Annotated in this window: 23 protein-coding genes; 19 read left to right on the forward strand and 4 right to left on the reverse strand. The window is 52.2% G+C overall.

Annotated elements, in window-relative coordinates; translation table 11 throughout:
* Position 1 precedes the first annotated feature (1 nt).
* From AC4G46_RS08345 to AC4G46_RS08395, 11 genes are all read left to right on the forward strand, one after another.
* Complete coding sequence (locus AC4G46_RS08345) at positions 2-1,252, forward strand: DUF58 domain-containing protein (RefSeq protein WP_491127521.1); 1,251 nt, start codon at positions 2-4, stop codon at positions 1,250-1,252.
* The gene (locus AC4G46_RS08350) at positions 1,249-3,480 is read left to right on the forward strand and encodes a DUF4129 domain-containing transglutaminase family protein (RefSeq protein WP_491127522.1); all 2,232 of its coding nucleotides are present in this window, start codon (positions 1,249-1,251) and stop codon (positions 3,478-3,480) included. The genes AC4G46_RS08345 and AC4G46_RS08350 overlap by 4 nt, the downstream gene beginning before the upstream one ends.
* Positions 3,481-3,656: 176 nt before the next feature.
* On the forward strand, positions 3,657-4,181 hold the full coding sequence (locus tag AC4G46_RS08355; protein ID WP_491128821.1) for a YqeG family HAD IIIA-type phosphatase: 525 nt from the start codon (positions 3,657-3,659) through the stop codon (positions 4,179-4,181).
* Complete coding sequence (gene yqeH / locus AC4G46_RS08360; protein ID WP_491127523.1) at positions 4,181-5,308, forward strand: ribosome biogenesis GTPase YqeH; 1,128 nt, start codon at positions 4,181-4,183, stop codon at positions 5,306-5,308. Before AC4G46_RS08355 ends, yqeH begins: the two co-directional genes overlap by 1 nt.
* A 34-nt stretch (positions 5,309-5,342) precedes the next feature.
* Entirely contained in the window at positions 5,343-6,239 is an 897-nt protein-coding gene (gene aroE, locus AC4G46_RS08365) for a shikimate dehydrogenase (RefSeq protein WP_491127524.1), read from the forward strand.
* 29 nt (positions 6,240-6,268) lie between these two features.
* The gene (yhbY, locus tag AC4G46_RS08370; protein WP_342565028.1) at positions 6,269-6,562 is read left to right on the forward strand and encodes a ribosome assembly RNA-binding protein YhbY; all 294 of its coding nucleotides are present in this window, start codon (positions 6,269-6,271) and stop codon (positions 6,560-6,562) included.
* A 36-nt stretch (positions 6,563-6,598) separates the two neighbouring features.
* Complete coding sequence (locus AC4G46_RS08375; RefSeq protein ID WP_491127525.1) at positions 6,599-7,201, forward strand: nicotinate-nucleotide adenylyltransferase; 603 nt, start codon at positions 6,599-6,601, stop codon at positions 7,199-7,201.
* Entirely contained in the window at positions 7,173-7,751 is a 579-nt protein-coding gene (gene yqeK, locus AC4G46_RS08380; RefSeq protein WP_491127526.1) for a bis(5'-nucleosyl)-tetraphosphatase (symmetrical) YqeK, read from the forward strand. The genes AC4G46_RS08375 and yqeK overlap by 29 nt, the downstream gene beginning before the upstream one ends.
* Positions 7,748-8,095: a ribosome silencing factor gene (rsfS, locus tag AC4G46_RS08385; protein ID WP_068721930.1), complete on the forward strand. Its 348-nt coding sequence runs from the start codon at positions 7,748-7,750 to the stop codon at positions 8,093-8,095. The genes yqeK and rsfS overlap by 4 nt, the downstream gene beginning before the upstream one ends.
* Positions 8,092-9,003 carry a CvfB family protein gene (locus tag AC4G46_RS08390; RefSeq protein WP_491127527.1) on the forward strand — a complete coding sequence of 304 codons (912 nt, stop codon included), beginning with the start codon at positions 8,092-8,094 and terminating at the stop codon, positions 9,001-9,003. The genes rsfS and AC4G46_RS08390 overlap by 4 nt, the downstream gene beginning before the upstream one ends.
* Positions 9,004-9,018: 15 nt before the next feature.
* Positions 9,019-9,786: a class I SAM-dependent DNA methyltransferase gene (locus AC4G46_RS08395; protein ID WP_491128822.1), complete on the forward strand. Its 768-nt coding sequence runs from the start codon at positions 9,019-9,021 to the stop codon at positions 9,784-9,786.
* A gap of 128 nt (positions 9,787-9,914) precedes the next feature.
* Here the strand turns inward: AC4G46_RS08395 and AC4G46_RS08400 are convergent, their stop codons facing one another.
* Positions 9,915-10,073, reverse strand: a complete 159-nt coding sequence (locus AC4G46_RS08400; RefSeq protein ID WP_491127528.1) for an asparagine synthase — start codon at positions 10,071-10,073, stop codon at positions 9,915-9,917.
* A 512-nt stretch (positions 10,074-10,585) separates the two neighbouring features.
* On the opposite strand from AC4G46_RS08400, the gene AC4G46_RS08405 reads away from it, so the two are divergent.
* From AC4G46_RS08405 to AC4G46_RS08420, 4 genes are all read left to right on the forward strand, one after another.
* Positions 10,586-11,923, forward strand: a complete 1,338-nt coding sequence (locus tag AC4G46_RS08405) for an ABC transporter substrate-binding protein (RefSeq protein WP_491127529.1) — start codon at positions 10,586-10,588, stop codon at positions 11,921-11,923.
* Positions 11,924-11,988: 65 nt separating this feature from the next.
* Positions 11,989-12,885 (forward strand): carbohydrate ABC transporter permease, encoded by an 897-nt coding sequence (locus tag AC4G46_RS08410; protein WP_491127530.1) that lies wholly within the window; start codon positions 11,989-11,991, stop codon positions 12,883-12,885.
* A gap of 3 nt (positions 12,886-12,888) precedes the next feature.
* A complete protein-coding gene (locus AC4G46_RS08415; RefSeq protein WP_491127531.1) occupies positions 12,889-13,722 on the forward strand; it encodes a carbohydrate ABC transporter permease in 834 nt (277 codons plus the stop codon).
* A 278-nt stretch (positions 13,723-14,000) separates the two neighbouring features.
* Entirely contained in the window at positions 14,001-14,360 is a 360-nt protein-coding gene (locus AC4G46_RS08420) for a hypothetical protein (protein ID WP_491127532.1), read from the forward strand.
* Here the strand turns inward: AC4G46_RS08420 and AC4G46_RS08425 are convergent.
* The 3 genes from AC4G46_RS08425 to AC4G46_RS08435 all read right to left on the reverse strand — a co-directional run bounded on the left by AC4G46_RS08425 (position 14,355) and on the right by AC4G46_RS08435 (position 17,052).
* Complete coding sequence (locus AC4G46_RS08425; protein WP_491127533.1) at positions 14,355-14,855, reverse strand: hypothetical protein; 501 nt, start codon at positions 14,853-14,855, stop codon at positions 14,355-14,357. The two genes, AC4G46_RS08420 and AC4G46_RS08425, sit on opposite strands and share 6 nt — an antisense overlap.
* 157 nt (positions 14,856-15,012) lie before the next feature.
* The gene (locus AC4G46_RS08430; RefSeq protein ID WP_491127534.1) at positions 15,013-15,840 is read right to left on the reverse strand and encodes a carbonic anhydrase; all 828 of its coding nucleotides are present in this window, start codon (positions 15,838-15,840) and stop codon (positions 15,013-15,015) included.
* A gap of 255 nt (positions 15,841-16,095) precedes the next feature.
* Positions 16,096-17,052: an ArsR/SmtB family transcription factor gene (locus AC4G46_RS08435; protein ID WP_491127535.1), complete on the reverse strand. Its 957-nt coding sequence runs from the start codon at positions 17,050-17,052 to the stop codon at positions 16,096-16,098.
* 450 nt (positions 17,053-17,502) lie between these two features.
* Between AC4G46_RS08435 and AC4G46_RS08440 the strand changes: the two genes are divergently transcribed.
* From AC4G46_RS08440 to AC4G46_RS08455, 4 genes are all read left to right on the forward strand, one after another.
* A complete protein-coding gene (locus AC4G46_RS08440; RefSeq protein WP_491127536.1) occupies positions 17,503-18,900 on the forward strand; it encodes an ABC transporter substrate-binding protein in 1,398 nt (465 codons plus the stop codon).
* Positions 18,901-19,004: 104 nt separating this feature from the next.
* A complete protein-coding gene (locus tag AC4G46_RS08445) occupies positions 19,005-19,895 on the forward strand; it encodes a carbohydrate ABC transporter permease (protein WP_068721719.1) in 891 nt (296 codons plus the stop codon).
* A 24-nt stretch (positions 19,896-19,919) separates the two neighbouring features.
* Positions 19,920-20,756 carry a carbohydrate ABC transporter permease gene (locus AC4G46_RS08450; RefSeq protein WP_491127537.1) on the forward strand — a complete coding sequence of 279 codons (837 nt, stop codon included), beginning with the start codon at positions 19,920-19,922 and terminating at the stop codon, positions 20,754-20,756.
* Positions 20,756-22,135, forward strand: a complete 1,380-nt coding sequence (locus AC4G46_RS08455) for an arabinan endo-1,5-alpha-L-arabinosidase (RefSeq protein ID WP_491127538.1) — start codon at positions 20,756-20,758, stop codon at positions 22,133-22,135. The genes AC4G46_RS08450 and AC4G46_RS08455 overlap by 1 nt, the downstream gene beginning before the upstream one ends.
* Positions 22,136-22,160 lie beyond the last annotated feature (25 nt).

A 22,160-nucleotide genomic window follows, 5' to 3' on the forward strand; every position in this document is an offset into this window, starting at 1 on the left:
GATGAAGAGCTATCTGACTGGTGTGGCTGCAGGAATCCAGCCGCGGAAATTCGCCGGCATAATCGCGATATGGGCTGTTACACTCCTCTATGTGCTGTTTCAGGGCGGAAAAACATCCTTTATGCTGTTTATTATGGTCTCGGTCCTCATTCTTTATTTAGTCGTCAGCGCGGTTGGCGGAGTCCGGCGGGCCAAGGGCTCGCGCAGCCTGTATTCGGAGCAGGATAAGCCTGAGCTGCTGTATGCGGGCGGCTATCTGCGGGTGAAGCTGCAGGTGAGCATTCCGGGATTTTTACCGCTGCCTTATGTGGTAGTCAGAGAAATTCTGAAGCGGCATAACGGGGAGTCATGGGTATTTGAAGAGAGCCTGATCCCCAGCCTGAGGGGGCATGGGGAGCTGCAGTTTCAGACCCCGCCGCTGGAGCGCGGCAGCTACACCTTTGAGCATACCGACATTCTGGCCGAGGACATTTTCGGACTGGTGGAGCATAAGGGGACCTTCCGGGCCGAAGGGCAGTTCCGCGTCCTTCCCCGGGCAGTCTTTGTGCCCCGCTGGCAGCTGTACGAACGCAGATCCCGCCTGGCCGGGCTGCAGACCTCCCTGCTGCATTCACGGCGGGAGACAACACAGATTAACGGGGTGCGCGACTATGTTTACGGTGACCGGTTAACCCGGATCCACTGGAATGCGACCGCCAAGACCGGCGTGTGGAAGTCCAAGGAATTCGAGCATGAATCCGTCCCCAAGACCATTCTTGTTCTTGACGGCAGCACAGGGGTTTACGGAAGCTCCAGCCACTTTGAGCTGGCCGTTTCCGTAACGGCTTCGCTGCTCGGCTACGGGATCCGTGACCGGATCGGCATCGGCCTCTGCTGTCTGGACCGGACGACCAAGGTCTTTGTTCCGGCAGAGAGCGGTGCGGAACGCCAGAAAATGATTCAATACCTGATTGACATCAACGCAGAAGGCCGCGGACTGCTGCTGCCCAAGCTGGAGCAGAGCCACCGGATGTTTCCCAAAGGCGCCTATTTTGTCCTGATCAGTCCGCAAAGCGGCCAGCCGGTGCTGGATATCATACGCTGGGCGGAGAGCCGGGGCATGACCCCGGCCCATATTCAGGTTCGTAATCCGGCTGCAGGCAATAGCGGCAGGGAATGGAACGATGTGCTGAGGTCACGCGGAATAACAGGCTACAGCGTTAATTCCTTGCAGGATCTTCCTGCTGTACTCGGAGGTGATGCTGCAGTATGAGCCGATGGTGGAACGGAATCAAATCTTCCTGGCATCATTCCTTCAGCCTGCTCTGGCTAATGCTGATCGGCCTGCAGTGGGTATCCTTCACGGAACCGTTCTGGCTGCAGGCCACTACCGGGGTTGTGCTGCTGTCGCTTGCGGCAGTGGCGGTCATTGAAATTCTCCTGCCTGTCAAATGGGGGCTCAGACTGCTGCTTGAGGCAGCGGTTATTCTATACATTACGTACAGGCTGATCCTGAACAAGGCGATCCATGTTCCCGATCCCTGGGCTGTAACGCTGCGTGACCGGCTTGTAGATACCGGGGCAGACATGGTGCCTTATGTCTGGTTCGCTCTGGCGGCTGGCGTGCTGTTGCTGCTGTTCTCCTGGTGGGTCTCGTCCAAAACACGGATTCTGATGTTTCTTACCGCTAACATCGTTGCTTTTGCAGCGCTTGATTCCTTTACTTCCTCTATCCTTTGGCAGGAAGTAGCCTGGACGGTAGCAGCAGGTATGGGCTGGCTTGTTACGCAGCATCTGCGCAGCTTCCAGCTGCATTATCCGCGCGGCTGGACCTATCTGCTGCGGTATCCGTTCAAGGTTCTGGTCAATGTGGCGATCATTTTCTCGCTGGTCATTGTGACAGGAGTGAATATGCCTGATGTACGGCCGACACTGACCGATCCTTATACGGCCTGGCAGGACTGGAACGGGGGCGGAAGCCCGTCCGGTCCGGGAACCTCCGGAACTTCGGAGACCGGAACCGGGAGCGGCGGAACCGGGAGCGGCAGCTCCTCCTCCGGCTACAGCCTGAACGACGATAATCTGGGCGGCGGTTTCAGCTTCGACTATACGCCCGTAATGACCGTCACCTCCAGCCAGCGCACCTACATGCGCGGAGAATCGCGTGCGGTTTATTCCGGCAAAGGCTGGAGTGATGATGACCGGTGGAACAGGGGCCCGCTGATGCGCGCCCGGGTAGGCGAAGAGCTGGAACGGGAGGCTTCTCCAAAGACAGAGACAGAGCCGCTGCAGCAGACGGTCAGGCTGCTGGGCAACAATGATTATCCGGTGCTGTTCGGCGCTTACTCCATTTCCAGCGTGGATACGATAGACGGTGAGGAGGCCAGCAACGGATTGTTCTGGCGGAGCCAGGACAATGAGATGATCTGGGGCTCCGATGATGTCCTGACTTATCCGCAGACGTATGTGCTGACTTCCGAGGTTCCGGTTGTTCCGGTCCAGGAGCTGAGCCGGCAGACATACGACCAGCTGTATGAGGGACAGGATAATGAGCGCTACCTTCAGCTCCCGGACAATTTTCCGCAGCGGGTCATTGATCTTGCCGAAGAAATTACTGCGGGCGCACAGACTCCTTATGAGAAAGTAGCGCTGCTGCAGCAATATTTGCAGGTAACCTTTCCATATACCAACCAGCCGGACCTTTCACGCAAAAAGAGCAGGGACATGGTGGAAAGCTTCCTGTTTGAAATTATGGAAGGCTACTGTGACTATTACTCTACAGCGCTTGTAACGATGGCCCGGTCACTTGATATTCCTGCCCGCTGGGTCAAAGGCTATGCTCCCGGCGAGCAGGGGCAGCTGCCCGACAATCTGATGATGCAGGGTGCGGCCAACAACAATTATACGATTACAAATGCCGATGCCCATTCCTGGGCAGAGGTGTATTTCGGGGATTACGGCTGGGTTCCTGTTGAAGCAACTCCGGGCTTCACGGTTCCGCTGCTGACCCAGAGCGAGGAACAGATTCCGGAAGAGCCGGAGCAGGAAGAGGAAGAAGTTGTGGAGCCGGTACAGACACCGGAGCAGACAGATTCCGGAAGCAATCTGCAGACCGGAGCATGGATTGTGGCGGCTGCAGCTGCCGTATTGCTGCTTTGGGCAGGCTATCAGCTATGGCAGCACCGGTTAAGCCTGCGTTTCCTGCTGGAGCGGATGCGCAATGGCCGTCCGCTGACGCCGGTGCAGAAAGTGGTTGCCGAAACAGAGCGGTGGGTAAGGTATGTCCGCAGAAAGGGCATGCTGAAGGAAGAGCATGAAACGCTGCGTGAGGCGGTCGGCCGCTGGAGCCGGGAAACCCCGCAGGCAGCGGACAGTTTTACTTCATTGCTCAGACTGTTCGAGCAGGCCAAGTACAGCCCTGATATTATTGAAGACAAAGACTGGCGCAGCGTGTATACTGAAGCTTTGCAGCTGCAGCGGATGCTTAAAGGACGCAGATAGCCTGTGCCCTGTGCTATCGGGGGCAGGTTCATTTGCGAAGCGCAAAGAGTGTGATCTATTTTTTTGAAAGATAAGAGAGGGTATGCTGTTGTACCCTTATCTTTCTGACGGAACAGGTACCTTCCTGTTTAGGATGGCACAGCCGTTTTTACTTGTATAAAATTGAGGTGAACGTATTGTTTGAGAGGCTAGTCCCGAAACTGCGGGTGAATACCGTTTTTGATATTGACCTTGAAGAATTGCACCGGCAGGGCTACCGCGGCATTATTACAGATCTGGATAACACGCTCGTAGGTGCCAAGGCACCCCTGGCTACTCCGGAGCTGCTGCTGTGGTTCGCAAAGGTAAAGGAGCTGGGCTTCAAGCTGGTCATTGTATCCAACAACAATATGGACCGGGTGTCCCGCTTTGCCACACCGCTGGATATCCAGTTTGTCCATCAGGCGCGCAAGCCGATCAATACCCCGTTCCTGAAGGCAATGAAGCTGATGGAGCTTCAGCCGGAACAAACCATTGTGGTCGGTGATCAGATGCTTACCGATGTGCTGGGCGGCAACCGCCTGGGTCTGTATACAGTATTGGTGCTGCCGATCTCCGTCAAGGATGAAGGCTTTGGAACAAGAATTAACCGCCGCGTCGAGCAGATTGCGCTGACACGGCTGCGTAAGCAAGGATTGTGGCATGAGGAGGATAAACGTTAATGAGTCAACACAATGAAACGGAGCGCCCGGTGAAATGCAACGGCTGCGGTATTAAGCTGCAGACCGGGAATAAGGAGCTTCCGGGTTATATTCCGGAGTCTGCCTTTGAACGGGAACCGGTCATTTGCCAGCGCTGTTTCCGGATTAAGAATTACAATGAGGCTTCTTCGGTATCTGTGGATCAGGATGAATTCCTGCACCTGCTGAGCGGAGTCGGTGAAAAGAATGCGCTTGTCATCCACATCGTGGACCTGTTTGATTTTGAAGGCAGCCTGATTTCGGGGCTTCAGCGGTTTGTCGGCAATAATCCCGTCATCCTCGCCGTGAACAAATGCGATCTGCTGCCTAAGGTAACGAACTGGAACAAGCTGCGTAACTGGATGCAGCAGCGCTGCAAGGAGCACGGCCTGCGGACAGCAGAAATCGTTCTCGTCAGCGCCAAGCGCAACCAGGGCTTTGACCGTCTCCTGGAGACGGTAAGTGAGCTGCGCGGACAACGTGATATCTATGTGGTTGGGGCAACCAATGTGGGCAAGTCCACGCTGATCAACCGTCTGATCTCGGACTACAGTGATTTGGAGCAGGAGCTGACAACCTCACGTTATCCCGGCACGACACTGGATATGGTCAAAATTCCGCTCGATGACGGCCACTATATTATTGATACACCGGGAATTGTATACCCTTGGCGTTACAGCGAGCTGGTGGAGCGGCGTGACCTGGGCGCGGTAATGCCCGAGAATCCGCTCAAGCCTGCGGTATACCAGCTGAATGAGGGACAGACGCTGTTCTTCGGCGGCCTGGGACGGTTCGACTTCATCCAGGGACCGCGTCAATCCTTCACCTGCTATATCAGCACGACGCTGAAGATTCACCGTACCAAGCTGGAGCGGGCAGATTCGCTGTATCAGGATCACCGCGGTGAACTGCTGACGCCTCCGGCGGCAGCGGATATGGATAAGCTGCCGCAGTGGCAGCGTCATGAATTCCGGATCGGCCGGGGCAGCCAGACTGACCTGTTCATCTCCGGGCTCGGCTGGATTAAAGTCAACGGGACGGAAGGCGCAGTAGTCGCCGTGCATGTTCCGCGCGGTGTGAAGGTGCTTACCCGCCCTTCGCTGATTTAAGCGCATCAATCATATTTTCGGGAGGGGCGTGTCTATGACCGGCAATATCAGAAATACCGACCTGCTGCTGGGCGTCATGGGCGATCCGATCGCCCAGTCCAAATCGCCGCTGATGCATACAGCAGCGCTGAAGGCTCTCGGCATACCCGGGGCTTACGTACCGCTTCACATTGCCCCGGACCAGCTCGGTGAAGCGGTTCAGGCCATCCGCACGCTTGGCTTCCGCGGAGTCAACGTGACGATACCGCATAAAATTGCGGTCATGGACTATCTGGACAAGCTGGATGCCAGTGCGGTTGCCGGCGGAGCGGTTAATACGATAGTCAACGACAACGGAGTTCTTACCGGTTATAATACCGATGGTATCGGCTACGTACGTTCACTCAAGGCCGAGGCTGTTCCGGACTTGTCCGGTGCGCGCATTCTGGTGCTAGGAGCAGGCGGAGCTGCCAGAGGGATCATCAGTGCCCTGCTGCAGGAGAACCCGGCTTCTGTCGTCATTGCGAACCGTACTGCAGACAAGGCTCAGGAGCTCGCAGCCTCATGGCAGGCTACAGGCATTGTAACCGGGGCGGGTATGGAGAACATTGCCGGGATGATCCCGGATGCTGATATTGTGATCAATACCACTTCAGTCGGCATGTTCCCTTATCCTGACGAAACACCGGTTGCTTCCGGCCTGTTCCGCAAAGGCCAGGTGGTCAGCGACTTGATCTACAATCCGCTGCGTACCCGGCTGCTTGAGGAAGGCCTGCAGGCAGGCTGCACGATTCACGGCGGTCTGGGCATGTTCATTTATCAGGGTGCCTATGCCCTGGAATATTGGACGGGAGAGGCTGCACCGGTGGATATCATGCGGCAGACCATCCTTGAAGCCTTCGGGGTCAGCGAGCCGGACATGAAAATGCTTAAACAGGGTAATAATATTTAATATTTGTTAATTAAGGGGTTTGTTCATTTATGTTAACTGGTAAACAAAAACGTTATCTCCGTTCTTTGGCGCATCATCTCGATCCTGTGTTTCAGGTCGGCAAAGGCGGCGTTAACGACCATCTGATCCGTCATGTCGAGGAAGCCATCGAAAAGCGCGAGCTGATGAAAATCAGCGTGCTGAACAACAATGCGGATGATCCGAAGGAAATCGGTGCAGAACTGGCTGAACAGTCCGGTTCAGAGCTGGTGCAGGTGATCGGCAAAACGATCGTGCTGTACAAGGAATCGCGCGACAACAAAACAATCGAGCTACCGCGCTAAAGCTTTTTATCCGGATGATAAGAGGAGGTACACCTCTTGAAAGTGGGAATCATGGGAGGAACCTTTGATCCTCTTCACATAGGTCATATGCTGGCGGCGGAAGCCGCCAGGGATTCGTATTCGCTGGATGAGGTCTGGTTCATGCCCTCGCATATCCCCCCGCACAAGCATGAGGCCGGTGCCCCGGGTGCTGACCGTCTGGCCATGGTTAAGTGTGCGGTGGAAGGGAATGAAGCGTTCGGCATACTCGACTGGGAAATCGTCCGAGGCGGAGTTTCTTATACTATTGAAACCGCACGGAGTCTGAGGCAGGAGTATCCGCAGCACGAGTTCTATTTCATTGTCGGAGCAGACATGGTTGAATACTTGCCCAAATGGCATGGAATCCGTGAGCTGGTGGAGCTTCTGACCTTCATCGGTGTGGGGCGTCCCGGAACACCGCTTGATCTTGCTGCGCTGCCGGATTTCATCTCCGGCAAGGTGCTGCTGGCGGACATGCCGCAGGTGGATATTTCATCAACGGCCCTCAGGTCAAGGGCGGCGAGCGGCCGCTCAATCCGCTATATGGTGCCTGAGCAGGTGTATGAATATGTGCAAAGGAGTGGATTGTATGGCTTACAGCCGCGAAGCGCTGATTGAGGCTGTCTCCGCCCAGATGCCAGACAAGCGCTGGCAGCATACGCTGGGCGTAATGGAGACCTCAATCAAGCTTGCCGAAGCTTACGGAGCTGATCCGCAGCGGGCCGAAACGGCAGCTATTCTGCATGATGTGGCCAAATACTGGCCGGTTGAGCGAATGAAGGACATCATTGTTCAGAACGGCCTTTCAGCTGAGCTGCTGCAGCATGACAAGCAGCTGTGGCATGCTGAGGTGGGGGCTTTTGTCGCCGAGCATGAGTATGAAATCACCGATCCCGAGATTTTGGGGGCGATCCGGTACCATACCTCAGGCCGCGAAGGAATGACCCTGCTGGAGAAGGTAGTCTGCCTGGCGGATTATATCGAGCCCGGCCGGGATTTCCCCGGTGTGGACGAGATCCGTAAGAAGTCCATGGTGAGCCTTGAGGAAGGGCTGATTGCCGGCTTTGATTCGACCATCAGCCTGTTGCTGCAGAAGCGCCGGGTCGTATTTCCGCTTACCGTGCTTGCACGTAACGATTTAGTAAGAATACTGGAGGAAAAAATATGAGTGTACAATCAAGCAAGCTGCTGGAGCTGGCCCTGAAAGCGGTCGAAGACAAGAAAGCGATGAACGTCGTTGCTCTGGATCTGCGCAGCGTATCGCCGATCAGTGATTATTTCATCATCTGTCACGGTAACTCCGACACCCAGGTGCAGGCCATTGCGACTGAAGTGCGCAAAGTGGTCCACGAAGCAGGCGGTGTTATCCGCGGGATCGAAGGTATGGATGCCGCCCGCTGGGTACTGATGGATCTCGGGGATGTTATTGTGCATGTCTTCCACCGTGACGAACGGGAGTATTACAATATCGAGCGTCTCTGGTCTGACGCCAAGGTTGTGGAGACGGTATGAGTCTGATTGCAGGAACGATAGTTTCACTGGAAGTACTGCGTGAGGTTTCCCCATACGGTTACTTCCTGGGTGCAGGCGACCAGGATGTCATGCTGCATTATACAGAGCTTGTCGGCAGCAAGCCGAAGATCGGAGCCAAAGTAGAAGTGTTTATCTTCTTTGACACTGAGGACCGGCTTGCCGCCACCATGAAAAAGCCGTTTCTGACGCTCGGTGAGATGGCACTGCTGGAAGTAGCCGACATTCATCCGCGTCTGGGCTGCTTCCTGGAGATGGGGCTTGGCCGCCAGCTGCTCTTGCCGATCGGCGAGCTGCCTGAGCTGATCGAGCTCCGCCCGCAGATTGGCGACAAGGTATTCGTGCTGATGGAGCACGACAAGCAGGGCCGACTGCGCGCCAAGCTGGCCGGAGAGCAGGAGCTTGCTCCGCTGGCCTTTGCAGCACCGGAATCGTGGAAAGGCCAGACCGTTACGGCAAGAGTGTACAAGCCGCTGCAGATGGGCACGTTCGTGCTTGTGGATGGCGGAGTACTCGGCTTTGGCGTAATCGGCATGGTTCATTCCTCCGAACGCAGCAGGCTGCTGCGTCTGGGTGAGCAGTTTGAAGCGCGTGTCTCGCATATCCGCGAGGACGGCCGCGTCAATCTGGCGATGACCCAGCGCAAGGAGATTGGCCGGGATGTGGATTCCGCAGCCCTGCTGGAATTCCTGCACTCCCGCCCGGGCGGCGCAATGCCTTACTCGGATGCTACACCTCCGGAGATCATCAAACAGCGCTTTGGCATCAGCAAGTCCGCGTTCAAACGGGCGATGGGCAAGCTGATGAAGGAAGGCCTGATTACTCAAAAAGAGAACTGGACCTATCTGGCCAAGCCTGAAGAGAGCGAACCGGAACAGAATCAGGAATAGAAAGCGGTGTGCGCATTGTCTTCCTACGGGAAATTTGCATATGTATACGATGAACTGATGGCGGACATGCCGTATCCGGACTGGCTGGATTTTGCGGAAGCCGCATGGGTTAAATACGGCAAGCCGCGGACGGTCGCTGAGCTCGGCTGCGGGACAGGAAGTATTACGATTCCGCTGGCTGCAGCCGGCTATCATATGACCGGAATTGACCTTTCCTCTGATATGCTGTCTGTGGCCCAGCAGAAGATGGAGCGGCATCCGCAGGGACGCCGTTTCCTGCGTGAGGGAAGCGTGCGCTGGATCAGGCAGGATATGACAGAATGGGAGCTTCCGGAGCCGGTCGATTCCGTCATTTCCTTCTGCGACTGCCTGAATTATGTGCTGGAAGAACAGGATATTCAGGCGGTGCTCGCCCGGACATATGCCGGCCTGAAGCCTGGCGGGACGTTCCTGTTCGATGTGCATCATCCGAATACGCTGGTCCGTTATGAGGAGGAACAGCCTTTTGTGCTGGATGAGCCTTCGGTATCCTACATCTGGACCTGTGAGCTGGATGTGCCGCGGCGTGAAATTGAGCATCATCTGTCCATTTTCGCCCGGGAAGAGGGAAGCGGACTGTACCGCCGGTTTGAAGAAAATCATGTGCAGCGCGCCTATGATCCGCAGTGGCTGACGGAGGAGCTCCGTAAGGCAGGGTTCAGCGAGGTTCAGCTGTATGCCGATTTCGAATGGTTGCCTGCAGATGACAGCGCCCAGCGCCTGTTCTATGTGGCTGTGAAATAAATCTTATGTAAGACAAGGTCCTCGCCTCCGGCAGGGCCTTTTTTGTGCGTGCATTTTGTGTGATTTGTGCTTGATGAAAAGGGAACCGGTTCTGTACATGCTGTACAGAACCGGCATCTTCCAACCTTTTACCGGTGCTCAAACAAGTCGATGGCACCCAGGACAATATGTGCCAGACCAAAGCCAAGTACGCCTGTTGCGGCCAGCTTATACTTGCTTCCCATAAAAGCTGCGCCGGAAGCGGAAACTACGGTACCAAGAACTGTGGGGATCAGACCTTCGCGCATTCGAAACACTCCTTCTCGGTGGTTTGGGAGACAGGTTTATTGTCCGCTCTTCGCAACCGGATTATGTATGAAAGGTACTGATGCGTGATGTTTTAAAGAAATTTAAAGAAAACAGGCTTAATCTGTGCGGAAACTATCTTCTTCTGCAAATTTAAACCAATATTTTACTATTTTTTGATTGATTCACCAATTCTGTTTACACAATTCCGGAGTAAAGAGGCATCATTTTCGCAAATAAAATGACTTATTTCCGCAAATAGGCAGGGCAGTGTACGCAACATTACGGAGAGAGGAAGAAATATATGGTTTTTGTGTCTCCAAAGTTTCTATTTCCTCTTTCAGCCGAATACATTATAACAGCCTAAAACATTTAATAAATGTGTAAAGGAGGGAGCAGCAACGGCTGCAGGAACGCAACTCAACCTAGCGATATGCCCATTCCATCAGACTCGAGTTGTATCCGTTTACATTGATCCCGGGCAACAACTATTTTCTATACAGGAGGGTCATGCATGAAAAACAAATGGCTGATTTCTTTACTGGTCGTCTCTATGCTGGTGTTCTTGGCCGGCTGTGGCGGTAAGTCTGGCTCAGGGAAATCCGGCGGAGAGTCCTCTGTCCTGAGCGGCGGTGCCGGAGATGGGGCCACAGAGCTGTCTTACTGGACGTTTGTTGAGCTGCACGGGCAGCATTTTGAGAAAATGCTGGAGAAATGGAACGCTGCCAATCCTGACCGCCAGATTAAGCTGAATGTAACCGTCATGCCGTACGATGATATGCACAACAAGCTGTCCATTGCGGTGCAGACGGGTGTGGGAGCGCCGGATATTGCCGATATCGAGCTCGGTAAGTTCCCGGATTTCCTGGCCGGGGAGCCGCAGCTGGAGCCGCTGAACGATGTGGCAGAGCCGTATAAAGGTACGGTCGTGCAATCCCAGCTCGATCTCTATGCCAAAGAGGGCAAAATCTACGGTTTATCCACCCACGTAGGGGCGACGGTCGCTTTTTACAATACTGAAATTCTCGATGAGGCCGGTGTGGATTATAAGAGTATCGTAACCTGGGATGATTTCAAAAAGGCGGGCATTCAGGTCTACGAAAAAACCGGCAAATACATGGGCACCGCCGACACCAGTGCAATCTGGCAGGCTTCGCTGCTCCTGGCCCAGCAGGAATCGGATCTGACGGACGCTGACGGCAAGCCGCAGGTGAATTCTCCTGAGATGGTCAGAGCGATGACCATGCTGAAGGATCTGCAGGACAATAACGTCATTTCAACCATCGCCGGCGGGCAGCCGGATACGGAAGAAGCGTACGGTGAGTTTAACTCCGGAAACTACGCGACCGCCTTTATGCCTTTGTGGCAGATGTCCCGCTACACCAACTACATGAAAGACCTGAGCGGCAAAATTGCCATCGCCCCGCTGCCCGTCTTCGAAAAAGGCATGCACAGATCCTACGGCGGCGGCGGTACCGGAACAGTCGTGACCAAGACGGCTAAGGATATTCAGCTGGCAAAAGATTTTATCGCCTACGCAAAGCTGTCGCTCGACGCCAATATTGAAATCTGGAATACGCTCGGCTTTGACCCGATCAACATGAGCGTCTGGGATATGAAGGAGGTAACCCACAATCCGGAGAACCAGTTCGTCAAATATTTTGTCAACAACCCGTTTGATGTGCTGAACGAAATTAAAGAGGAGATCAATCTGATCAAATCGACCTCTGCTTCGCCGACGATCAACAATGTGCTGTGTACGGTGACGCTGAACGAGATTTTTGAGGACGGAAAAGATATTCAGCAGGCGCTTGATGATGCCCAGACCCAGATTGAACAGGAACTGAAGTAGCGGGTACGGTTACTCTTTAGGGCTGTCCACCCGGTGGGCAGCTCTACTTTAAAGGAGCAGAAGCAATGATCAAAAACTTCCTCTATTCGCAAAAGGTTGCTCCCTATGTCTTCGTGCTGCCTTTTGTGCTCGTATTCATCATCTTCTGGGTTTACCCGCTGCTGAGCTCATTCGGCATGAGCTTTCAAAAGGTCACGCTCGGCCAGGAGGCCAGCTTTATCGGAGCGGATAACTACACCAAGCTGATGGGGGACACGATTTTTTTCAAAGCGGTGCGTAACAGTGCGGTATATATGATTCTGACTCTGCTGATCCTGATTCCATTCCCGATGCTGTTCGCCGTGCTGATTAACAGTAAAGCCATGTGGGGCCGCGAGTTTTTTAAATCCTCGTTCTTTTTCCCGGCGCTGACTTCGGTGGTAGTGGCAGGGACGATTTTCCGGCTGATGTTCGGGGAGATGGAGGGCTCGCTGATCAACAGTATTCTCGGTGTGTTCGGCGTCGAGCCCATTAAATTTTTGAAGGGACAGACTACCGGATTTGTTGCTCTGGTGGCGCTGGCGAGCTGGCGGTGGATGGGTGTGAATATGCTTTATTTTCTATCCGGACTGAAAAATATCCCTGACGATTACTACGAAGCCGCCTCGATCGACGGGGCCTCCGCCTTCCAGCGGTTCACCCGGATTACCATACCTCTGCTGAAGCCGACGACTATCTATGTGCTGACGATCAGCATTTATGCCGGACTGGCCATGTTTATCGAGAGCATGATGCTCTGGAACGGCAATAATTCTCCCAAGAACATCGGGCTGACCATCGTCGGTTATCTGTACCGGCAGGGGATTGAGAAAAATAATCTCGGTTACGCGGCTGCAGTCGGTATCGTGCTGCTCATCATCACCATGGTGATTAATCTGACGCAACTGGCGATCAGCGGGATGTTCAAGAAGGAGGAGGATTAGACAATGAAAACAGGGACGCTCCGCAAAATCCTCCTGTTTGCCTTTTTCAGTGTGCTATGCCTGCTGATCCTGGTGCCTTTCTACGCCGTGACGATTGCCTCGTTCAAGCCCGGGGAGGATCTGATCCGCTACGGTCTTAACCTGCGGTTTGACTTGTCGGCGATGAGCCTGGACAATTTCGTCTTTTTGTTCACCGGGGAGCATGCTTATTTCACCTGGTTTTTCAATTCACTGCTGCTTACAGTGGTACAGGTTGTATTGACGCTGCTCGTCAGTGCGACGGTTGCTTACGGCTTTTCGGCCTATGAATTCAGAGGGAAAAACCTGCTGTTTGTCTGCGTGCTGCTCATTATGATGGTGCCGTTTGAGATTCTGCTGCTGCCGCTGTACACGCTGACCTTTAATATGGGTCTGATGAACAGCTATTCGGCGATTATTCTGCCGGGTGTGGCGGGTGCGGCGACGATCTTTTTCTTCAGGCAGTACCTGCGGGGCATCCCCAAGGAGATGATTGCGGCCGGACGGGTGGACGGGGCGAATGAGTATGCGATTTATGTGCGCCTGATTCTGCCGGTAATGAAGCCTTCTTTTGCAGCCATGGCGATCCTGAACGGAATGAACAGCTGGAACAACTTCCTCTGGCCGTTTATGGTGCTGAGCGATGAAAATAAATACACTTTGCCGATCGGCCTCAAGACGCTGCTTACCCCCTACGGAAATAACTATGATCTGCTGATCGTCGGCTCATTCTTTTCCATTCTGCCGATATTGGCGCTGTTTCTCGGGTTTCAGAAGTATTTTATTGACGGGATGACGGCGGGTGCGGTGAAGGGCTGAGAGTGGGGAAGGTGAGGCTGGTGAAGGTGAGACTGGTGAAGGCCAGGGCTGGTGAAAAGTGGGCAGGTGAAAAGTAGGCAGGTCAAGGGCTATAAGTCTGACCCGACCCGGCTTCACCCCAAGGCTAGACAAGGATATAGACCGGTTTTAAATTTGCAGGCGGCTTACCTTGAGTGGTGGGCGGCTTGTTTCTTTATCTGCAATTTCATTTGCTATCATCATGGTTTTATTTTATTATTTGAATATATGGAAAAAATTACTTTGTTGCGGAGGACTAAATGATGAAGCAAAGTGTGCTTAACATTACGTTATGTTTTGTGCTCATAGCAGCAGTAGTTACCATGCACGACGTATATCCTGACTTCAGTTACAGGGTACCTTTCACTCTACTTTTGGCGCTGGCCGTGTTATATGTTTTTTCAAAAGCGGGAATCCGGAAGCCGGCATCGTACAAAGGAATTTCGTTATTATTCTTGTCTCTGTTTATATTCACCTGTGTGTATCATGCGGTTCTGTCGGCGGTAACGGGGGGCGGATTGTTTGATAACAGCTACTGGATCTTCCTGTGTGTTATCTACGTTTTGGCCTGGCTGCGGATGCGCTTCAGCTTCAAAGGGAACAGTGGTACTGCGCTATAAACAACTCGTCTGCGGATGAGTTGTTTTTTTCTTTGCTGGCCGCGGGCGAGGGAAAAGAAGGGTGGAAATCCCGTTGATTTTGCGGATACGCTCCGGGGAAGGGTAATCAAAGGCAAAAATGCCTTTGAAATCGGACATCTGGGCTAGATGAGCCGAATCAAAGGCAAAAATGCCTTTGAAATCTGGCATCTGAACAGAATGAGCGAAATCAAAGGCAAAAATGCCCTTGAAATCGAGCATCTGTGCTGAATGAGCCAAATCAAAGGCAAAAATGCCTTTGAAATCGGACATCTGGGCTAGATGAGCCGAATCAAAGGCAAAAATGCCTTTGAAATCTGGCATCTGAACAGAATGAGTGAAATCAAAGGCAAAAATGCCCTTGAAATCGAGCATCTGTGCTGAATGAGTGAAATCAAAGGCAAAAATGCCCTTGAAATCGAGCATCTGTGCTGAATGAGTGAAATCAAAGGCAAAAATGCCCTTGAAATCGGGCATCTGAGCTAAATGAGCGAAATCAAAGGCAAAAATGCCTTTGATTATCGGACATCTGCCAGCATACCTCCGTAGACTACCCAAATTCCCTTATGCAACCGCCTAGAAAAGGCTATCCCCGCCAACCGCGGGGATAGCCTTTTCGGCATTGCATCAATCCTTATTCATCGCTGCCGATCTCCCGGCTGCCCAGCGGTTGAACGGGCCGGTTATCATGCGGGAAAATCGCGGCGAATTTGCCGATCTGTTCCCCGGACCAGGTGACCTGATTCTCCAGGACGATCCACTGGACGCCTTCGGTACATGGCGGTGTAGTGAGCGAGCCCTGGTAGCGGAAGGAGTGAAGATCTGCGGGCAGCAGCCCGGCCGGATCGAAAGGCCCTTCAACGACAGTTTCCTGTTCACTTTCTTCGGCCGGAAGCACGGACCAAAGCTTGTTCAGTACGGTATTTTCGCTGCCGGATTGAATCATTACTCCCAGTGCAGCGAGTGAGCCGTCATCACTTTTATGTACCAGATGGAGCTCCATCTCCGCGTGTTTGCCGTCAACCTCATGTTCGCTGGGCAGATGAAAGTGGAATTGCTGCAATATGTAAATCTTGCCCTCGATAGTAAGCTTGTTGTTCTGATTGCTAAGGTTCACCTGGATGGTATGACCGTTGTTGATGATGGACACCGGTGAAGGGGAATACTCTACTTCTTGAGGGGAGAGACTATCATCTGCCATCACTTTATCGTGAAGAATATTAACCGGTGACTGGGCCTTACCGGTACTGCAGGTTGTGAACAGCTGATCCAGCTCCGCCCAGTGCTCAGGGGATGTATCTCCTTCATAAGACCAGTGTGTATGGTGCGCGGCGGCCGGGACGGAGGCTTCTTGTGTGGCTTCTGCGGCAGGATTAAGATTGCTGTTGTTTCCGCAGCCGGCCATCACAGTCAGGACTGCGGCGGGGAATAGCAGGCGTAATCCCCATTTGTTGATTTGCATAAGTCATCCTTCTTTCTTATTGGTTGGAACATTATTATTTATATTGTAAATAATGGATTATTCCATAACCAGTGAACAAAGACTCAACTGCCCAGTGGTTCCAATTATCCATTTAAATCCATAATAGTCCGGAACAATATGTGTAAAGGGGGGATTTTGGAACTGCAAAAGTAAAAAGCCCCTCCGCCTCCATAACGGAAGCGAAAGGGCAAGAGTATGATATGTCTTGAGTGCTCTGGATATGCTCAGAGCAAGCTAGTCGGCGGATGAAACGGGAACGCGCCGGTTCACTTCCTCCACCTCATGCACATTGTAGAGCACGCGGGCCAGCAGATCCTGGCTGTAGTTGCCGAAATGCTTGCCGTAGATGGTGAGTCCCCGTTTGTTGACCGGCTTGTCGGTAACGGCGATACGGAAGGTCAGCTCGCTTTTGTAATCGAGCTTGATATCGTCCAGTGTAATGTCAGAGATGCGGCAGCCGTCAATGAAGCTTCCTTCATTATTGATCCGGATCAGCTTCAGCATTCCGTATTGATTCAGGTGCGGTGGCCACCAGTCCGGGTTGAATGTTCCGCGCTGGTCGCCGAAGTCGCCGGGACTGGTCCAGTAGCCGATCTCGATGCCATTAAGGTAAAAATACAGATCAGAAGGGTAGTTGTCGCTGAAGCCCGGAGCCTCCGAGCCGATCTCCATTGAGAACTGAATCTCACGGAAGGTCTGGTTAGCCTTCAGATAATTCGGAATACGGTATTCCAGGAAGCCTTCCGCCATCCAGATGATCTCGGAATCGATCCGCTGGGGATCAGCGAAATAACGCGGCTCGTCGAAGTCGCCGATAATACTGTCTTTAGTGGCAAGACCGCAGGTTGGAACCGCCTGATAGTTACTGTAGTGGCCGACCTGGATCTCCACCTCATACAGATTGTCTACATCCTTGCTGCGCAGATCGACCATCAGCTTATCCTTATTCAGATAGCAGACCTTCTGGATACCGTGCTTGCCGACAGAGGTATTAATTTCAATAAGGCCGCTTTCCTCAAGCTTCTTGATGTGCATTGTGATGGCGCCGTTGCTGAGGTTCAGCTTCTTGGCAATTTCATTCAGGTTAAGGGCCTGATTGCCGGCGAGCAGCTCCAGAATCTGAATCCGGATTTCAGAGCTCAGCGCTTTGAAAATTTCGATTCCACTCATTAGATCTTTGATATATATCATCTCAAACCTTCTTCCGCAGACGTCATTAATGACTATTTTATAAAATTATAAACTAATTGAGGTAAAAAGGAAAGCTTTCTTCCTTTATTTGTGCATTATAATTAAATTTAAGCTAAATTCTGTATAAATAAGCCTTTTGTTTTAGATTTATTCGAAAAAAGAAAGGCGGTTTATGCTGAAAATACACATTTTTTTTCAGAGTAAGCCCGAAAAATGTCTTTACTTTGAATAAGTTTAAAAAGTTTTATACTTTTATGTTTACAACAAACCTTATATATGTTATTTTATATCTGTAAGCGAATACATTCAAATGTTTTTTAACTGATTAAGAGAAATATAAAATGCTTCGTCACAAAATGGTAGCTTGAACTATGTTCAACCGCAAACGGTTACTTTAGTTCTTTCTATATAAGCTTCGCAATTGTTCACAACACTCTAGGAGGGGTTTCAGTGTTAAAGAAAAAGGGCTGGTTTACACTGCTGTCGTTAGTTTTGCTGGTATCGGTTGTACTGGCGGGCTGCGGCGGGAACAACAATGCATCGTCCGGCAATAATGCGGGGAGCAACACAGGAAATAGCGGGGGAAGCAGCAATTCGCAGGAGACCAAGAATCTTACGTTTATGTTCAGAGGCGGCACAGATGAGCAGAAGGCTTATGAAGGCGTTGTCAAGCAATTCGAAGCCGATCACCCGAACGTGAAAGTAAAGATGATAGTTACTGCAGCCGACCAATATGCAACCAAACTGAAAGCCTCCATCACGGGCAACAGCGTACCGGATGTATTCTATTTTGAATCCGGTGACCTCAAGGCTTATGTTAACAGCGGCGTTCTGCTGGATCTGACCAGCTACATTGAAGGCAATTCTAACATTAATCTCGAGAATATCTGGAAATATGGCGTGGATCTGTACCGTTATGACGGCACAATGGCCGGTCAGGGCAACATTTACGGTATGCCTAAAGACGTTGGTCCTTTTGCACTCGGCTACAACAAAACGATGTTCGAAGCAGCCGGCATTCCGCTGCCTGACAAGGACAAGCCTTACACCTGGGATGAGTTCATCAAGGTTGCCCAGCAGCTGACCATCGACAAGGACGGGGACGGCAAGCTTGATCAGTTCGGCGCAGGCTTTAATGTGAACTGGGCTTTGCAAGCGTTTGTATGGAGTAATGGTGCAGACTGGATTGATGCAACCAAAACCAAAGTTACCATTGATGATCCGAAATTTGCGGAAGCGCTTCAGTTCTTTGCTGACATGCAGAACAAATACGGTATTACACCATCCACCGAGCAGGCGCAGACACTGGATACCTATCAGCGCTGGATGAAAGGCGAAATGGCCTTCTTCCCTGTAGGTCCATGGGATATGAGCACTTACGAAACACTGCCTTTCGACTATGATCTGATTCCTTACCCTGCCGGTTCCACTGGCAAATCCGCTACATGGACAGGCTCCCTTGGTATCGGCGCATCCGCCAAAACCAAGCATCCGGAAGAAGCGGTTGAGCTGATTAACTATCTGACAGCCTCGAAGGAAGGCATGGACGCACTGGTTAAGGCCAAAGTACAGATTCCTAACCTGATCGACATGGCTAAAGAATGGGCAGCGGACACTACAACCAAACCAGCGAACAAAGAAGAGTTCCTGCAGGTTGTTGAAGAGTACGGAAGAGTACTGCCAGGCCACTATACTTACAATGCTGAGTGGTACAATCTGTTCTTCACTGATATCCAGCCTGTGATAGACGGAAAGATTACGGCTGCAGAATATGTGAAAGAGGAACAGCCTAAGATGCAGAAGCTGCTTGATAAAGCGATTGAGCAGGAAGCGAAATCCAAGAAATAATTCCCGGTAAACCTTCTTTACCCCAGAAAAAAAGTGATGTCGGCCCTTAAAGTAGCACCGGCCGGCATCACTTTTATCTGATATCCGAATTTGAGGTGATTGCCATGAATCAAAAGTCTAACCTCTACCGGAAGGAGAAAATCTACGGATTTCTGTTCATTCTTCCTCCGCTGCTGGGGCTGCTGATCTTTACCCTGTATCCGATGATTTATTCCATCTACGGCTCGTTTACGGATTGGGACGGCCTCGGCCAGATGAACCTGATCGGTTTAAGCAATTTCAAGGATTTGTGGACGGATGAGCTGTTCCATAAAGCACTGTTCAACACCCTCTTTATGATGCTCGGCATTCCAATCGGGATTGTGCTGGCCCTGCTGCTGGCGCTGGGACTTAACCGCGGTGTACCCGGTACAACAGCTTTCCGCGTCATCTATTATGTTCCGGTAATCTCATCGCTGGCTGCGGTATCCATTATGTGGAACTGGGCTTACAACGGGGATTATGGACTGGTTAACCAGTTCCTTGACCTGTTCGGCATAACGGGACCCAACTGGATGGCCAACAAGTATACGGTCAAACCCGCACTGATCATTATGGCGGTCTGGAAAGGTGTCGGCTATACGATGCTGCTGTATTTGGCGGCTCTGCAAAGTGTATCGAGATCCTACTATGAAGCCGCTGAGCTTGACGGAGCGAACAGCTTCAAGGCCTTCTGGCATATTACCTGGCCGATGGTGCGCCCGGTTACCTTCTTTATCATCGTTACCAATATTATCGGAGGATCGCAAATCTTTACCGAGATGAACATTATGACCCCTACAGGCGGACCGGAATATGCTTCGGCTTCAGTCGTGTTCTATATCTGGCAAAAAGCCTTCGGCAACTTCCAGATGGGTTATGCTTCCGCCATGGCGGTTGTTCTGGGCGCGTTTATATTTGTCGTGACTCTTATCCAATTCAGAATGAACGAGAAGCAGTCGTTCGATGTTGATTGATATGAGAGGGAGGAGCGAATAAATATGAAGAGCAGAAGAAGAATTACCAATACCATTATTTTCATTTTGCTGTTAATCGGTGCAGTTTTCATGATCGGCCCGCTGCTCTGGATGCTGTCCACCTCACTGAAGGACAAGCAGGATGTCTTTGCCCTGCCGCCGGTCTGGATTCCAAACCCGGTTCATTTCGGGAAATATAAAGAGATTTGGGAAGCCGGCCCGCTGCTGAGCGGGATCAAGAACAGCGTCATTATCGCTGTTTCAGTAACCGTGATAGGGACGTTTACCTCGTCGCTGGCAGCCTTTTCTTTTGCGAAGCTTAAATTCCCGGCCAAAAATAAAATCTTCCTGCTGATGCTCTCATCGCTGATGATTCCGTATCCGGCCGTTATGATCCCGCAGTTCTTCATGTTCTCCAAGCTGGGCTGGGTGGATAGCCTGCTTCCGCTGATTGTTCCCGGCCTGTTCGGCAACATCGTCATGATTTTCTTCCTGCGGCAGTATCTCAGCAGTGTGCCTAACGCCATTATTGAAGCCGCCAAAATCGACGGCAGCTCCTATTTCCGGCTGTACAGCTCCATCACCTTCCCGCTGATCAAGCCTGCGGTGGCCGCTCAGCTGATCCTGTGGTTCATGGGGATCTGGAATGATTATCTGTCGCCGATCATTTACCTGAATTCACCGGAGAAGCAGACGCTGCAGCTGGTCATTGCCAACTTTAATGCGACCTATGCCATTCAGACGGATTATCCGCTGATTATGGCTGCTTCCATTATCGCGCTGCTGCCGATGCTGATTATCTTCCTGGTGTTCCAGAAGCAGATTATCGAATCTGTAGCCATCTCAGGGGTTAAAGGCTGATGAGTACGCCGGTTCATCGCAACGGTGCGGACGTCGGCAGTCTTTTTCCGGATTCTCCGGGTGAACAGAAGCTCTATGATACTTCCATTCTGGACACGGAGTCCGCGTGGGGGACACATAATGCCCATGATCCCGGTATCATCAAAACGCCTGAGGGCTACTATATCTTTTCTACAGATGTAAGAGTAGGGGGAGAGCCGGTACCCGGTGTGATGGTGCGCAAATCGGCAGATCTGATTAATTGGGAATGGGTGCACTATGCGCTGCCCGGTATTCCGGAGATTGCAGCAGAGTGGGCCCGCGCGACGAATCTGTGGGCGCCAGACGTTGTCCTGTATAACGGGAAATACCGGATGTATTATTCGGCCTCCTCCTTTGGCAGCAGGCAGTCGCTGATCGGGCTGCAGACGGCGGATTCCATAGAGGGTCCGTGGACGGATGAGGGTGCAGTAATCAAGACGCGTGAAGAGGATCATCTGAATGCCATTGATGCCAATGTAGTGTGTGATGCGGAAGGCCGGATGTGGATGGTGTATGGCTCGTTTTTCGGCGGGATCCATATTATCGAGCTGGATAAGGAGTCTGGCAAACCGCTTGAGGAAGGCTTCGGCCGGCTGCTGGCTGTCCGCGACAAAGCTACAGAGGACGGTGCGGTGGAAGGTCCTTACATTGTTTATAATGAACAGTTCAAAAAGTACTACCTGTTCGTCTCGTATGATTCGCTTTTTGAGGATTACAACGTGCGGGTGGCGCGTGCAGATTCCATAACCGGACCGTATACGGATGTGCACGGCCGGGATATGAAGGATAGCACGTATATGCCGCAGCATGAGGTAGGCGTCAAAATCCTCGGCGGATACCGGTTCGGTGACGATGCCGGCTGGATTGCTCCAGGGCATAACTCGGTGATAAACGACAACGGAACCTATTATATGGTGCACCATGCGCGCGGCGGAGAGAACAAGCATTGGCCTTATCTGCATATCCGCAAAATCCTCTGGACGGAGGACGGCTGGCCGGTTGTTTCACCGGAGCGTTACGCAGGAGAAGTGGAGCAGGATATTCCTGCAGGACTTATCCCGGGCCGATGGGAACGGCTGGTGCATGATCCGTCTATTGACGGCCAGGTTAGTCCGCAGCTGCTTACGCTGCAGGAAAGCGGGGAAATGATGGGCGAGCACGGCATAGGTGTATGGTCCTTTGACGGACAGCGGACATTGACGCTGAACTGGAACAATCCTTCAGAGGGCAAAGGACGGGAAGAGAAGGTGCAGATGCTGCCGGCCTGGGACTGGGAGAAAGACGGGCAAGTGCTGGTCTTCACAGGACTGGATGACAACGGCCTTGCTGTATGGGGCAAAAAAACTTCTGGAGCCTAAACAGACAGGAGAGCAGAAGGATGGA

It is taken from the genome of Paenibacillus sp. fava2 (assembly GCF_058313675.1).